Raw genomic sequence first — 14,509 nt, 5'->3', positions numbered from 1 at the left:
CCCCGAAGGCGGCGGCAGGGAAGGGGCGGCGGTCAGGCATCGTGCCAGCCGTCATCATACCAGCAGCGGTCCCGTGCGAAATCGCTGTCGAGAAGGACCAACTCGGCCCGGCGGCCGGGGGCGATGGCGCCAAGCCGGTCGTCCGCGCCAATCACCCCGGCGGGGATCGAACTGGCCATCGCCAGCGCGCGTCGGGGGGCGATGCCAACCCACCTGACCAGATTGCCGATGGCCTCGGGCAGCGTCAGGTCGGCGCCCGCCAGCGTGCCGTCATCCAGCGTGAGCCGCCCCTCGCGCCTCAGGATGCGGCGGCCGTGGAGTTCAAGCTCTGTCAGGTCGGTCCCGGCGAAGGCCATGCAATCGGTGACAAGAAAGATGCCCTCGCTCCGCATCGTCAACGCCGTGCGCATGGCGGCGGGATGCACATGGATCGTGTCCGCGATCAGGCCCGCCGCGCAGGTTCCGTTCATCACCGCGCCCACAAGGCCGGGTTCGCGGTTGCCAAGCTGGCTCATGGCGTTGAACAGGTGGGTGGCGCACCGCGCCCCGGCGGCGAAGGCGGCGCGCGCCGTGTCGTAACCGCAATCGGTGTGCCCCAGGCTGACGATCGCCCCCGCCTGCGCAAGCGCGGCGATCTGGTCGGGTGTCGCGGATTCCGGGGCCAGCGTGACCATGAGGACAGGCAGGCGCCGCGCGGCATCGCAAAGCCGCGCCAGATCCGCATCCGTCATCGGGCGGATCAGGGCCGGATCATGCGCGCCCTTGCGGCGCGGGTCCAGATGGGGGCCTTCCAGATGTAGGCCCAGAAACCCCGGCGCACCGATCGCACCGATCCCGGCAGCGATCACCCGTGCGGTGGCCTCGGGCGTATCGGTGATCAGCGTGGGCAGGATGCCGGCGGTTCCCATCGCCCGGTGTGTGGCGCAGATCGCGGCAAGGTCGGCGGCAGTCGTCCCGGCGCCGACAAACCGGCCGCCCCCGCCGTTCACCTGAAGATCGACGAAGGCGGGCGCAAGGATGCCGGACACGCGTTCGGCATCGGCGGGCGCCTCCTTGTCGGGGATCAAGGCGGCGATCACGCCCCCCTCGATCACCACGGCCAGACCGTCGTGAAGGTCGGTTCCGTCAAAGAGGCGCGCGCCGGTCAGGACATGGGTTCGGGGCATCTCAGACAGTCTCCGTCACCTTGCGCAGATGGGGGGGTGCGTCGGGATCAAGCCCACGTCGGCGGGCCAGCCGTTCGATGAAGGCATAGAACCCGGCGATCCCCACAAGCGGCGCGACCATCGGATGAAGCCCCGCGACCGACGGCAGGCGCGTGGCCCCCGCCACATCGGCCCCGGTCAGAAAGACATCCGCCCCCTGTGCCGCCAGCCGTTCCGCCGTGGCGCAAAGCTGCGGCAGGGCGGCATCTTCCACCCCAAGGGCCAGAACCGGGAAATGCGCCTGCACGATGGCGGCGGGGCCGTGCAGGACCTCGGCGGCGCTGTAGGCTTCGGCATGCAGGCCGCAGGTTTCCTTGAACTTCAGCGCCGCCTCGTTGGCGATCGCAAACCCCGGCCCCCGTCCCAGCACGAAGGCCGAGGATGCGCGGGCGAGGCGCGCCGAAAGTGGCTCCCAGTCCAGCGCGATGGCCTGCGCCAGATCGTCCGGCAGGCGGAGAAGCGCCGCGCGCAGGGCCGCATCGCCCCGCCATTCGGCCAGCAGCGCCAACCCCGCCAGGACGCTGGTGACAAAGGTCTTGGTCGCCGCGACGCTGCGTTCCTCGCCCGCGGCCAGCGGCAGGCAATGGGCAGAAGCGGCGGCCATCGGGCTGTCGGCGTGGTTGGTCACGGCGATCGTCAGCGCGCTGCCCTCGCCCGCGCTGCGCATCATCTCGACAATGTCGGGGCTGCGGCCGGATTGCGAGATGCCCAGACAGACAGCCTGACGCAGCCGCAGGGGACGGCGATAAATCGAGGCGACGGACGGGCCGACCGAGGCCACGGGGATGCCCGCCTCGATCTCGAAGGCGTATTTCAGATAGGTCGCCGCATGATCGGATGATCCGCGCGCGACCGTCACCACAAGCGCGGGGTCGCAGGCGCGCATCGCATCGGCGGCGCGGGCCACCGCCGCGCCCGACCCGTTCAGGAACCGGGCTGCCGCCTCGGGAATTTCGGCGACTTCGCGCGCCATGTGGCTTTGGGTCATTCGGGGATCCTTTCGCGCGGCCTGTGCGCCGTTTCGGGGGCCAGCTTCAGTTCCACCGCGAAGTCATAGGCATCGCCGCGATAGAGCGAACGGGTGAATTCCACGACCTTGCCCGAGGGCAGATAGGACAGCCGTTCGATCCTGAGCCCCGCCACGCCCTGCGGCACGTTCAGAAGATCGGCGTCGCGCTGGCCAAGGTTGGCGGCCGAAATCCGCTGCACCGCGCGCACCGGGCGCAGGCCGCGATCCTCAAGCACCGCGTAAAGCGACCGGGTCACGGCTTCGGGGTCGGGCAGGATCGACGCGGGCAGGGAGGCGCGTTCGATGGCCAGCGGCACGCCGTCGGACGTGCGCACCCGTTCCAGCCGCGCCACCCTGTCACCCGCGCCAAGGCCAAGCGCCATCACCTCTTCGGGGGCGGGGGCATGCAGGCCGCGCGCGAGCCAGAAGCTTTCCACCGTCTTGCCGCGGCGCTCCATGTCCTCGGTGAACGAGGTCAGCAGCGACAGCGCCTGTTCCAGCCGTTCCACACGCGGCGCGACAAAGGTGCCCGACCCGCGCCGCTGGACAAGCTGCCCCGAGGCGACCAGCGCCTCCACCCCCTTGCGGACGGTGACACGGGAAAGGCCGGTAAGCGCCGCCATCTCGCGTTCGGGGGGCAGGCTGTCGCCGGGCTTCAGCCGGCCCGAGCCGATCGCCTCGGCGATGCGGCGATGGAGTTGCAGGTAAAGCGGCCCGGCGCCGGTTTCATCAAAGCCGTCAGGGGAAAACAGATCGTCCATCATGCCCCCACCGTCAGGCCGCGCGCCATCGCCAGGGCCCCGTCCACGCCCGATCCCAGAGGCGCGCGCTGTTCCCAGAGGCCCGCAAGCGCCGCCGCGTAATGTGCGCCAAGGCCGCCGAGGAAGACCACCGGCAACGGCCCGTCGGCCTGCAAGCGGGCAAGGATCGCCCGCACGTCGGCCACGCCTGCGGCAAGGACCGACAGGGCGGCCGGGTCATCCGCGCCAAGCAGGCGGGGCATCAGCGCCGCGAAAGCGGCAGGTGGGTTGGACGAGGCGAAGCGGATCACCCCCTCGATCCCGCCCATGTCCTGCAGGACCGTCCGCAGAAGCGGTGTCATCGGCTCGAACCCGTCTTCGGCCCGCAGCGCCCGCGCCAGAAGCATCCGCCCCATGACCGCGCCGCTGCCCTCGTCGCCCAGGACGAACCCGCGCCCGCCATACTGGCGCAGCCGCCCGCCCCGGCAGACGGCAAAGACCGATCCGGTACCGATGGCCGCGACGATCCCGTCCGTATCCCCAAGCGCGCCGCGCGCCGCCGTGACTGCATCGGTCACGACATGGCTTTGTGCAAAGGGCAGGGCCGTGGCCAGCGCCTGTGCGGCGGATGTGACATTGGCGCCGGCAAGGCCCAGCACGGCGATCAGGTCCTGTGGACGGGCGCCGGTGCCGTCCAGCGCCTCTGCCGTCGCTGCCAGCACATTCGACAGGGCGCCGTCGGGGTCGCTGTTGACATTGGCAGGCCCGGCGCGGCCCGTGCCAAGGATGCGGCCGGCATCATCCGCCACCGCCGCGCGGCATCCTGTGCCGCCCCCGTCAATGCCCAAGAAAAGCGCCATGCCGATTCCTTTTGCATGAACAATACCAAAGGAATACCAAATTAAAAGGACGATCTGAGATACGTCAATGATGAGGCCGAAATCGGCATAATTTGAAGGGTGCTTTACAATTGGTATTAATTTGGCATTATCTTTTATGAGGGAGGAATCAGATGGCGCTCCGCAGCACGGAAGACCGGCATCCAGCTTCGGACGGGCTGCACGCGCGGCCGGGTGTCGCGGTTCTTCAAGATCTGCTGGCGGCCCAGTCTGCGGGCCTGCGCGCGCTGGAGCCCGCGCTGGAAGCAATCGGGCGTGCGGCGGAAGCGGGGGCGCAATCGCTGCGCGCGGGCGGGCGGATGGCCTATGCCGGGGCAGGCAGTTCGGGCCTGATGGCGCTGGCCGACTGCCTTGAGCTTGCGGGCACGTTCGGCCTTTCGCCGGATCGTACGCCGATGCTGTTCGCCGGAGGCGTGTCAGCGCTGTTGCACATGATCGGCAGCGTCGAGGATGACACCGGCCTCGCCTACACGGATGTGGAGCGTTCGGGAATGGCGGCGGGCGATACGGTGCTGGTCCTGTCGGCTTCGGGCCGCACCCCTTATGCGCTGGCGGTGGCATCCGAGGCCCGCCGCAGGGGCGCGACCGTGGTCGGCATCGCCAATGTACCCGACTCGCCCCTGCTGGAGGCGGCGGACATTCCCATCCTTATCGACACCGGGCCCGAGGTGATTTCGGGTTCCACCCGCATGGCGGCGGCCACCGCGCAGAAGGTGGCGCTGAACATGCTGTCGGTTCTTGTCGGAATCCGGCTTGGCCACGTCCACGATGGGTATATGGTCAACCTTGCGGCCGATAACGAAAAGCTGGCCGATCGCGCGGCGCGGATCGTCGCGGCGGTCGCCGGCGTATCGCGTGCGCGGGCCGATGCGGCCCTGGCGGCGACCGGGGGCGCGGTGAAACCCGCGATCCTTGTGGCGCAGGGGATGCCGCCCGACCGCGCGCTTGAGGCGCTGAACGAAACCGGCGGGCATCTGGCCGCCGTGCTGAAGACCAAAAACCAACCGGGAGACTGACATGAAATCCAGACTTCGCCTTGCCATCCTGACCAGCACGCTGCTGGCCGGGGCTGCCCATGCGCAGGATGTCACGCTGACCATCGAAAGCTGGCGCAACGACGACCTGACGATCTGGCAGCAGACGATCATCCCCGCCTTCGAGGCCGCGAACCCCGGCATCAAGGTCGTATTCGCCCCGACCGCGCCGGCGGAATACAACGCCGTGCTGAACTCCAAGCTGGATGCCGGATCGGCGGGCGACCTGATCACCTGCCGCCCGTTCGATGCCTCGCTCGAACTTTACAACAAGGGCCATCTGGCCGACCTGTCGGGCCTTGCCTCGATGGCGAACTTCTCGGACGTCGCGAAATCGGCATGGCAGACCGATGACGGTTCGGCCACCTTCTGCGTGCCGATGGCCTCGGTGATCCACGGCTTCATCTACAATGCCGATGCCTTCGCGGAACTGGGCATCGAAGTGCCCACCACTGAGGCGGAATTCTTCGCCGCGCTGGACAAGATCAAGGCGGATGGCACCTACATCCCGATGGCGATGGGCACCAACGACCAGTGGGAAGCCGCGACCATGGGCTACAACAACATCGGCCCGAACTACTGGAAGGGCGAAGAGGGCCGCAAGGCGCTGATCGCAGGCGAGCAGAAACTGACGGACGAACCCTGGGTCGCGCCCTATCGCCAGCTTGCGAAGTGGAAGGACTATCTGGGCGACGGATTCGAGGCGCAGACCTATCCCGACAGCCAGAACCTGTTCACCCTTGGCCGGGCGGCGATCTATCCCGCCGGGTCGTGGGAAATCTCGGGCTTCAACACCCAGGCCGCCTTCAAGATGGGGGCCTTCCCGCCGCCGGTCGCGGCCGCGGGGGATACCTGCTATATCTCGGACCACACCGACATCGCGCTTGGCATGAACGCCAAGTCGGCCAATGCCGATGCGGCCAAGACCTTCCTTGAATGGGTGGGTTCGCCCGAGTTCGCGACGCTTTATGCCAATGCCCTGCCGGGCTTCTTCAGCCTGAACTCGACCCCGGTCGAGATGGCCGATCCCCTGGCGCAGGAGTTCGTCGGCTGGCGGGCGAAGTGCCAGTCGACCATCCGGTCCACCTATCAGATCCTGTCGCGCGGCACGCCGAACCTGGAGAACGAGACCTGGAACGCCAGTGCCAACGTGATCCGCGGGACAGAGACGCCCGAGGATGCGGCCAAGCGCCTGCAGGACGGCCTGGCCAGCTGGTACGAGCCGCAGAAGTAAGAGCGCGATCCGCGCCAAGGCCGGGGGGCTGTCTGCCCCCCGGACCCCCAGAGGATACTTTCACCAGAATGAAGGGAGAGGGCGGTGACGGGACGCAGGGCCTTTCGCTGGCATATCGTGGTTTTCCTGGCCCCGGCGGTGCTGGTCTATACCGCGATCATGATCATCCCCCTGTTCGGGACATTGAACCTGTCGCTGTTCAATCTGGATGCCACGCGCGAACGTGTCTTTGTCGGGCTTGAAAACTTCCGCACCCTGTTCGGCGATCCGCGCTGGTCGCACAGTTTCTGGAATGCTCTGGCCAACAACGCCTGGTTCTTTGTCGTGCACATGCTGGTGCAGAACCCGATCGGCATCCTGCTGGCCGCGCTTCTTTCGTCGCCGCGGCTGCGGATGGCGGCCTTCTACCGGACCGCGATCTTCATTCCCACGATCCTGTCCTTCGTGATCGTGGGTTTCGTCTGGAAGCTGATCCTGTCGCCGATCTGGGGCATCGCGCCGGGGATCCTGGACATGGTCGGGCTGAAGGCGCTGTTCGCGCCGTGGCTTGGCAAGGAGGAATACGCGCTGACGACGCTGGCGCTGGTATCGGTCTGGCAGTTCGTGGGCATCCCGATGATGCTGATCTATGCGGCGATGCTGTCGATCCCCGATGAGGTGATCGAGGCGGCCGAGATGGACGGCGTGACCGGCTGGTCGCAGTTCTGGAAGATCAAGCTGCCGCTGATCCTGCCGTCGATCGGGATCATCTCGATCCTGACGTTCGTCGGCAATTTCAACGCTTTCGACCTGATCTACGTGGCGCAGGGCGCGCTGGCCGGGCCGAATTTCGCGACCGACATCCTGGGCACCTTCCTTTACCGCACCTTCTTTGGGTTCCAGCTGCAACTGGGGGACCCGCACATGGGGGCGACGATCGCCTCGGTCATGTTCCTGATCATCCTGCTGGGCGTCTGCGTCTATCTGTTCCTGGTGCAGACGCGGCTGCGCCGCTATCAGTTCTGAGAGGCCCGCGATGCACAAGGCCCGCCATTCCCCCGCCCGCAGCATTGCCGCCCATGCGATCCTGATCGCCTGGACCGTGATCGCGCTGTTCCCGGTCTTCGTGATCGTGATCAACAGCTTCAAGTCGCGCAAGGCGATCTTCGGCGATCCGCTGGCGCTGCCCCTGCCCGAGAATTTCGACCTTGTGGGCTATACCACCGTTCTGGCGCAGGGGGATTTCTTCCAGTATTTCCTGAACTCGCTGATCGTCACTGTGGCCAGCCTGTTCTTCGTCCTGCTGTTCGGCGCGATGGCGGCTTTTGCCCTTTCGGAATACCGCTTTCGCGGCAACACGCTGATGGGGCTTTACCTGGCCCTGGGCATCATGATCCCGATCCGGCTGGGCACGGTCGCGATCCTGCAGCTGATGGTCGCCTCGGGCCTTGTGAACACGCGCACTGCGCTGGTGCTTGTCTATACGGCGCAGGGCCTGCCCTTGGCGGTGTTCATCCTGTCGGAGTTCATGCGCAACGTCTCGCACGATCTGAAGAACGCGGGTCGGATCGACGGGCTGAGCGAATACACCATCTTTTTCCGGCTGGTCCTGCCGCTGGTGCGCCCGGCGATGGCCACGGTCGCCGTTTTCACCATGATCCCGATCTGGAACGATCTGTGGTTCCCGCTGATCCTGGCGCCGGCCGAAGAGGTCAAGACGATCACACTGGGCAGCCAGGTCTTCATCGGGCAGTTCGTCACCAACTGGAACGCGGTTCTGGCCGCGTTGTCGCTCGCCATCGTCCCTGTGCTGGTGCTGTATCTGATCTTTTCGCGCCAGCTGATCCGGGGCATCACCGCAGGAGCCGTCAAATGATCAACGTTCTTGTCGCCGGTCTGGGCAACATGGGGCGCAGCCATGCGCTGGCCTATCATGCGGATCCGGCCTTCCGGATCGTCGGGCTGGTCAACCGCTCGCCCGTCGACCTGCCGGTGGAATTGCAGGGCTATCCGCTTTATCCGGAGTTCCACGAGGCGCTGGCCGAAACGAAACCGGACCTGGCCTGCATTGCCACCTATTCCGACAGCCATGCCGAATATGCGGTCGCGGCGATGGAGGCGGGCGCGCATGTCTTTGTCGAAAAGCCGCTGGCCACCACCGTGGCCGATGCCGAACGGGTGGTGGAAACGGCCCGCCGGCTGAAGCGCAAGCTGGTGGTGGGATACATCCTGCGCCACCATCCGAGCTGGCAGCGCCTGATCGCCGAGGCGCGGGATCTGGGCGGGCCCTATGTGTTCCGCCTGAACCTGAACCAGCAATCGAGCGGCCCGACTTGGGAGGTGCACAAGGCGCTGATGCAGACCACGCCACCGATCGTGGATTGTGGCGTGCATTACGTGGACGTGATGTGCCAGATCACCGACGCCGCCCCGGTCGAGGTGCGCGGCATGGGCCTGCGCCTGTCGGAGGAGATCGGCCCCGACATGTACAATTACGGGCATTTCCAGGTGATCTTCGCCGATGGTTCGGTGGGCTGGTACGAGGCGGGCTGGGGCCCGATGATGAGCGATACGGCGTTCTTCGTGAAGGATGTGGTCAGCCCGAAAGGGGCGGTGTCGATCCGGATGCCGGAAACCGCGCGCTCGGACGATATCGACACGCACACGAAAACATCCACGCTGCGGGTTCACCGGGTGGGGCGGGGCGACGAGGATCTGTCGATGGCTGATGAGCCGGGCCATCAGCAGTTGTGCGACCGCGAACAGGCGTTCATGGCCCGCGCCATTCTGGAAGACATCGACCTGTCGCGCCACATGACCGATGCGGTCCGGTCGCTTGCCGTCTGCCTTGCCGCCGATGAAAGCGTGCGCAGCGGCCAGCCCGTGAAACTGTAAGGCCCGTAACAGCGTGAGGAGAGCCCCGTGGGCGCACTGACCCTTTCCAATGTCACCAAGTCCTTCGGCAAGACCGATGTCATCAAGGGCGTGAGCCTGGAGGTCAGCGAGGGCGAGTTCTGCGTGTTCGTCGGTCCCTCGGGCTGCGGCAAGTCCACGCTTTTGCGGATGATCGCAGGGCTTGAGGATGTGACAAGCGGCGACGTGATCCTTGACGGGGCGCGGATCAACGACCTTGCGCCAGCCAAGCGCGAGATCGCGATGGTGTTCCAGACCTATGCGCTTTACCCGCATCTGACAGTGCGCGACAACATGGGTCTTGCGCTGAAGCAGGCGGGGGTCGCGCGCGCCGAGATCATCGCCGCGACCGACAAGGCGGCGGCGATGCTGTCGCTTCAGCCGCTGATGGACCGGCGCCCGGCGGAACTGTCGGGCGGGCAGCGTCAGCGGGTGGCGATCGGGCGGGCGATCGTGCGGCGGCCCAAGCTGTTTCTGTTCGACGAACCGCTCTCGAACCTTGACGCCGCCCTGCGGGTGGCGACCCGGATCGAGATCGCGCGCCTGCACCGCGAGCTTAATGCAACCACGATCTATGTCACCCATGACCAGGTCGAGGCGATGACACTGGCCGACAAGATCGTCGTGCTGCGCGCCGGTCTTGTGGAACAGGTCGGCCGGCCGATGGACCTTTACAACGATCCCGACAACACCTTCGTTGCGGGGTTCATCGGCAGCCCGCAGATGAACTTCCTGAAATCGGGCTTGCTGGGCCTGTCATCGGAAACGGTGGGCATCCGGCCCGAACACCTGACGCTGCATCCCGGTGGCGGGCAGATCCGGGGCCGGGTCAACCATGTGGAACGTCTTGGGGGCGAGACGCTGGTTTACGTCACCACCGTGCAGCACGGGATGCTGACGGTGCGGATGTTCGGCGAACACAATTACGATGTGGATGCCGACATCGGGGTGGATTTCGATGCGGCGCATCTGTTCCACTTCGATGCGGCGGGCAAGCGGCTGCGCTGAGCGCCGCGGATCAGGCCCGCCCCTCGCCCGACAATTCCAGGATCTCGGGGTGCCTGCGCGACAGGTTCCCGGTCAGCGCATCGCGGATGCCAAGCCGGACAAGGGTGCGATAGCGCATGCGTTCGTCACCCGAAAGCTCGGCCCCCTTGCGCAGCCACCGTGGCAGCAGCGCAAGCAGGATCGGCCAGAACAGGACCGGGCCCGCCGCCAGTCGGTAGACCATGAACAGGTTGCGGTGGTGGTAGTAGGTCTTCCAGAACGGGCGCATCGCCGCCCCGTGCAGGGCCGTGGCGCATTCATGTTCGAAGGTGATCCGCGGGTCGAAGACGTTCGGAAAACCGGCCTTGGCCAGGCGCAGCGTGTAATGGACGTCGTCGCCATAGATGAACATCCGCCCGTCGGGATAGCCGCAGGCTGCGACCGCGGCGCGGGGGATGAACTGGCCCACGAAGGAACCGCCGTCGACAGGCAGCGGCGCATCGGCGCGATAGGCCACGTCGGGAATGTGGAACGCCTTGCGACCGCCCAGTTTCAGGAACGTGTCGGTGAAGGTCGACAGGTGCCAGAACGGATTGCGCCAGGGGCGGTTCATGTCGCAGATCGCGCCGTCGGGGAAATGCACCGCGGCAAGCACCGATCCCTCGGGCCGTGGCAGCGTGGCGCGAAAGGCCGCGATCGCCCCCGGCATCGGGCGCGCGTCATCATCCATCACCAGATGCCAGTCGGGATCGAAACGGCGCGTGGCTTCGCGCATGCCCACCTCGAACCCCATCGCGCCGCCGCCGTTTTCGGCCTGTTCCAGAACGGTCAGCCGGTCATGCGTCAGGCCGCGCAGCCACTCGCGCGTGCCGTCCGTCGATCCGTTCTCGATCACCAGGACATGATCCACCGGTTCGTCCAGAAGCCGCAGCAGCGTGCGCTGGAACTTCTCCAGCCGGTTGAAGGTCACGACGATGGCGCAGATCGAGGCGCGGGATTGGGGATCGGTCATCGGTGTCTCAGATCGGCGGGGCGGAAAAGGCGGGCAGGGGATCACCGCGTTCCCATGCCCCAAGCGCGCGCTGCGCGCAATCCAGCGCCTCGCGAATGGTCACGTCCATGTCGAGATAACGGTAGGTTCCCAGCCGCCCGACAAAAGTGACGCCCCGTTCCGCCCCGGCGCGGGCGATGTAGCGGCGCAAAAGTTCTTTCTCGTCGATCAGGCGGATCGGGTAATAGGGAATGTCTTCGGGGCCGCAGGCGCGGGAATATTCCCGATAGAGCACCGATGCCTCATGCGTTTCCCAGGGCGAGAAATGCTTGTGTTCGGTGATGCGGGTATAGGGCACGGTTTCGTCGCAATAGTTCATCACCGCGCAGCCCTGCCAGTCACCGTTCGCGGTGAAGCGTTCGAAATCCAGCGTGCGATAGCCAAGCCGCCCCAGATCATGACCGAACCATCCGTCCAGCGGTCCGGAATAGAACACATGGTCATAGCCCGCCGCGTCCTCGCGCCGGACTTCATGGCCAAGCGTCACGGCGATGTTCGGATGATCGAGGATCGACTCGACCATCGCGGTGTAGCCGCCTTCGGGCATCCCCTGGAAGCGGTGCGAGAAATAGTTGTCGTCATAGCTGAACCGCACCGGCAGGCGCTTCAGGATCGAGGCGGGCAGGTCGCGCGGTGAGCAGCCCCACTGCTTGGTCGTGTAGCCCTTAAAGAAGGCGGCATAAAGTTCTGGCCCGACAAAGCGCAGCGCCTGTTCCTCGAAGCTTTGCGGATCGGCGATCGACAGGTCGGCGCGGGCTTCGATGAAGGCGCGCGCCTCGTCGGGGCGCAACGTCCGGCCGAAGAACTGGTTGATCGTGTGCAGGTTCACGGGCAGCGAATAGACGGCGCCGCCGGTGGTGGCCTTCACCCGGTTGACGAAGGGCCGGAACGGCATGAACCGGTTCACATAGGCCCAGACCTCGGCATCGTCGGTGTGGAAGATGTGCGGGCCATAGACATGGACCATGACCCCGGTTTCCGCGTCGCGTTCGGTGTGGCAGTTGCCCGCGACATGGGCGCGCGCATCGATCACATCGATACGATGGCCAGTCTCGGCCAGTGCACGGCCGATCACCGCCCCGCTCAGGCCCGCGCCCACCATGAGGCAGTGCTTTGCTGCCATGTCCGCCGCTCCGGTTGATCCGTCGGGCTTTCTTTGAACGCCGCGGGCCGGGAAGTAAAGCGCCGCGCCGTCAGAGGGCCGCGAAACCGGCATCCAGCGCGGTCAGGATCGTCTGCACATCGGCCGAGGTCAGAACCAGCGGCGGCGACAGGATGATATTCGGCCCCGAAACGCGCACCATCGCCCCGGCCCGGTAGGCGGTTTCCTGAACGCGGGCCGTCGTCGCCTTGTCGGCGGGGGCCTTGGTGGCGCGGTCGGCCACCAGTTCCAGCGCGCACATCAGGCCGTGCCCGCCGCGCACATCTCCGATGACGGCGTGGCGCGCCTGAAGCGCTTTCAGCCCGTCGAACAGTTCCGCCCCCCGCGCCGCCGCATTGTCCGTGACGTTCAGGCGGCGGGTTTCGGCAAGGCAGGCGATGGCCGCCGCCGCGCCGACGGGGTGGCCGGAATAGGTATAGCCGTGGCCGATCGCGGCCTTGCCCGTGGCGTCGCGTTCAAAGACCTCGGCCACCGCGCCCGAGATCATGACCGCGCCGAACGGGAAATATCCGTTGGTGATGGCCTTGGCCGTGCAGGCGAAATCGGGCTTCACGCCCCAGAGCCTGCTGCCCGTCCATGCACCCGTGCGACCGAAGGCGGTGATCACCTCGTCGGCAATGAGCAGAATCCCGTTCTTTCGGCAAATCGCCTCGACTCCGGGCATGAAGGACGGGTGCGGCGGGATCACGCCGCCCGCGCCAAGGATCGGCTCCATGATGAAGGCGGCGATGGTGCCCGCGCCCTGGAAGGCGATTTCATCCTCCAGTGCCTGAAGGCACAGCTGGGCCAGCCGCGCCGGATCGGTTTCGTTGAAAGGGTTGCGGTAGGTGTAGGGCGCCGGGATGTGGTGGCAGCCGGGCAGGAGCGGTTCATAGGCCGTGCGGAAATTGGCGTTGCCGTTCACGCTGGCTCCGCCCGTATGGGTGCCGTGATAGCCCTTCTTCAGGCTGAGGTACTTCACCCGGCCGGCCTCGCCGCGGATCTTGTGATACTGCCGCGCCAGCCGCAGCGCGGTTTCCACGCTGTCCGACCCGCCCGAGGTGAAGAAGGCGCGTTCCAGCCCGTCGGGGGCAAAGAAATCGCGCAGATCCTCGGCCAGTTCGATCACCTTGTCGTTCGAGGTGCCGCGGAAGATCGAATAATAGGGCAGCGCCTCAAGCTGGCTGGCGATAGCGTCCTTCACCGGCTGGCAGGAATAGCCGAGGTTGACATTCCACAGCCCGCCGACCGCATCGACCACCTCGTGCCCGTCGATGTCGCGGATGCGCACGCCGCTGGCCCCGGTGACGATCGTCGGCGGGGTCGAAAGGCTGTCGGCCGGCGCGGTCATCGGATGCCAGAGGCTGCGCGCGTTGTTCGCCTTCAGGAAGTTTTCGTCTTTCATGGCCCGTCCTCTTTCATGGCCTGTCCTCTTTCATGGCCTGTCCTCTTTCATGGCCCGCCCGTTTCCATGGCCCGGTCGTTCCGGCTGCCGTCTTCGGCACCTGCCCATCCGGCGGCCTGCCAGATCGCCGCAAGATCGGCGGGCAGGGTCCCGCCCGCGAGTGCGGTCATCCGCCGCGCGCCATCAGTCAGGTGGCGCTGGATCGTCTGGCGCAGGTCCGGCGTCATCCGCGCGGCCGGGGCCGCCACCGCAAGCGCCCCCGTGCACCGGCCCGACTGGCCGAACAGCGGGACCGCCAGGCTGTGCACATCCGCCTCGAATGTGCCGACGGTCTCGGCAAATCCGTTCCGGCGCACCTCGGCGAGCCGTGCATCCAGCGCCGCGCGGTCGGTCGGGGTTTCCGCCGTCAGGCGGCGAAGCGCGCCACCCAGGATCCCCTGCCGTTCGGCATCGGTCAGTTGGGCCAGAACCGCGTGACCGGACGAGGTGGCGTGCAGGGGCAGGCGGTCGGCATCCTCCATCATCACCTTCATGCCGTGGGCGGGGCTGTAGGCGAAGGCCAGGGTGATCAGCTCGCCCCCCGCATAGGCCGACATATGCGTCGTCTCGCCCGTGGCATGGGCGATGGATTGCAGCACCGGAAGTGCCGCCTCGCGCAGTGGCACGGTCGATTCGCGCAACACCGCCAGCCGCAGGACGGCCGGCCCGATCCTGTATTCGCGCGACCCTTCAAGCTGTTCCACAAGCCCGAAGTCCTGAAGCTCTGACATCAGGCGGTGACAGGTGGCCTTGTTCACCCCCGACAGCCGCGCAAGTTCGCTCAGCCCGATCCGGGGCCTTGCCCGATCGAAAAGCGTCAACAATTGCAGGGCCTTGGCGACTGTGCCCATCGGATATGCGGCCTTTCCTTCT

The 14,509-nt window shown here is 66.5% G+C and carries 14 protein-coding genes; 6 read left to right on the top strand and 8 right to left on the bottom strand.

Features of this window, described 5'->3' with window-relative positions; translation table 11 throughout:
- Positions 1-32: 32 nt before the first annotated feature.
- From nagA to E7811_RS10855, 4 genes are read right to left on the bottom strand one after another with little or no spacing between them, the layout of a single operon-like run.
- The gene (gene nagA / locus E7811_RS10870; RefSeq protein WP_136394648.1) at positions 33-1,166 is read right to left on the bottom strand and encodes an N-acetylglucosamine-6-phosphate deacetylase; all 1,134 of its coding nucleotides are present in this window, start codon (positions 1,164-1,166) and stop codon (positions 33-35) included.
- 1 nt (position 1,167) lies between these two features.
- Complete coding sequence (locus E7811_RS10865; protein WP_136394647.1) at positions 1,168-2,193, bottom strand: SIS domain-containing protein; 1,026 nt, start codon at positions 2,191-2,193, stop codon at positions 1,168-1,170.
- Positions 2,190-2,975: a GntR family transcriptional regulator gene (locus E7811_RS10860; protein ID WP_136394751.1), complete on the bottom strand. Its 786-nt coding sequence runs from the start codon at positions 2,973-2,975 to the stop codon at positions 2,190-2,192. Before E7811_RS10860 ends, E7811_RS10865 begins: the two co-directional genes overlap by 4 nt.
- The gene (locus E7811_RS10855; RefSeq protein WP_136394646.1) at positions 2,975-3,814 is read right to left on the bottom strand and encodes a BadF/BadG/BcrA/BcrD ATPase family protein; all 840 of its coding nucleotides are present in this window, start codon (positions 3,812-3,814) and stop codon (positions 2,975-2,977) included. The genes E7811_RS10860 and E7811_RS10855 overlap by 1 nt, the downstream gene beginning before the upstream one ends.
- Before the next feature lie 152 nt (positions 3,815-3,966).
- Here E7811_RS10855 and E7811_RS10850 point away from each other — a divergent pair, with 152 nt between their 5' ends.
- The 6 genes from E7811_RS10850 to E7811_RS10825 all read left to right on the top strand — a co-directional run bounded on the left by E7811_RS10850 (position 3,967) and on the right by E7811_RS10825 (position 10,021).
- A complete protein-coding gene (locus tag E7811_RS10850) occupies positions 3,967-4,869 on the top strand; it encodes an N-acetylmuramic acid 6-phosphate etherase (protein WP_136394645.1) in 903 nt (300 codons plus the stop codon).
- 1 nt (position 4,870) lies between these two features.
- Complete coding sequence (locus tag E7811_RS10845) at positions 4,871-6,121, top strand: ABC transporter substrate-binding protein (RefSeq protein WP_136394644.1); 1,251 nt, start codon at positions 4,871-4,873, stop codon at positions 6,119-6,121.
- An 84-nt stretch (positions 6,122-6,205) separates the two neighbouring features.
- Positions 6,206-7,126 (top strand): carbohydrate ABC transporter permease, encoded by a 921-nt coding sequence (locus E7811_RS10840; protein WP_136394643.1) that lies wholly within the window; start codon positions 6,206-6,208, stop codon positions 7,124-7,126.
- Between the two features lie 10 nt (positions 7,127-7,136).
- Complete coding sequence (locus E7811_RS10835; protein ID WP_136394642.1) at positions 7,137-7,976, top strand: carbohydrate ABC transporter permease; 840 nt, start codon at positions 7,137-7,139, stop codon at positions 7,974-7,976.
- Positions 7,973-8,995: a Gfo/Idh/MocA family protein gene (locus tag E7811_RS10830; protein ID WP_136394641.1), complete on the top strand. Its 1,023-nt coding sequence runs from the start codon at positions 7,973-7,975 to the stop codon at positions 8,993-8,995. The genes E7811_RS10835 and E7811_RS10830 overlap by 4 nt, the downstream gene beginning before the upstream one ends.
- 27 nt (positions 8,996-9,022) lie before the next feature.
- The gene (locus tag E7811_RS10825; RefSeq protein WP_136394640.1) at positions 9,023-10,021 is read left to right on the top strand and encodes an ABC transporter ATP-binding protein; all 999 of its coding nucleotides are present in this window, start codon (positions 9,023-9,025) and stop codon (positions 10,019-10,021) included.
- A 10-nt stretch (positions 10,022-10,031) separates the two neighbouring features.
- On the opposite strand, the gene E7811_RS10820 is transcribed toward E7811_RS10825, so the two are convergent.
- The 4 genes from E7811_RS10820 to E7811_RS10805 all read right to left on the bottom strand — a co-directional run bounded on the left by E7811_RS10820 (position 10,032) and on the right by E7811_RS10805 (position 14,487).
- Complete coding sequence (locus tag E7811_RS10820) at positions 10,032-11,012, bottom strand: glycosyltransferase (protein ID WP_136394639.1); 981 nt, start codon at positions 11,010-11,012, stop codon at positions 10,032-10,034.
- 7 nt (positions 11,013-11,019) lie between these two features.
- Positions 11,020-12,174 (bottom strand): UDP-galactopyranose/dTDP-fucopyranose mutase family protein, encoded by a 1,155-nt coding sequence (locus E7811_RS10815; protein ID WP_136394638.1) that lies wholly within the window; start codon positions 12,172-12,174, stop codon positions 11,020-11,022.
- Between the two features lie 70 nt (positions 12,175-12,244).
- Positions 12,245-13,597 carry an aminotransferase class III-fold pyridoxal phosphate-dependent enzyme gene (locus E7811_RS10810; RefSeq protein WP_136394637.1) on the bottom strand — a complete coding sequence of 451 codons (1,353 nt, stop codon included), beginning with the start codon at positions 13,595-13,597 and terminating at the stop codon, positions 12,245-12,247.
- Between the two features lie 47 nt (positions 13,598-13,644).
- Positions 13,645-14,487 carry an IclR family transcriptional regulator gene (locus E7811_RS10805; protein WP_136394636.1) on the bottom strand — a complete coding sequence of 281 codons (843 nt, stop codon included), beginning with the start codon at positions 14,485-14,487 and terminating at the stop codon, positions 13,645-13,647.
- Positions 14,488-14,509 lie beyond the last annotated feature (22 nt).

This window comes from Aliigemmobacter aestuarii (genome assembly GCF_004799285.1).
Lineage (GTDB): Bacteria > Pseudomonadota > Alphaproteobacteria > Rhodobacterales > Rhodobacteraceae > Aliigemmobacter > Aliigemmobacter aestuarii.
This window is presented reverse-complemented; position numbering and strand designations above follow the sequence as displayed.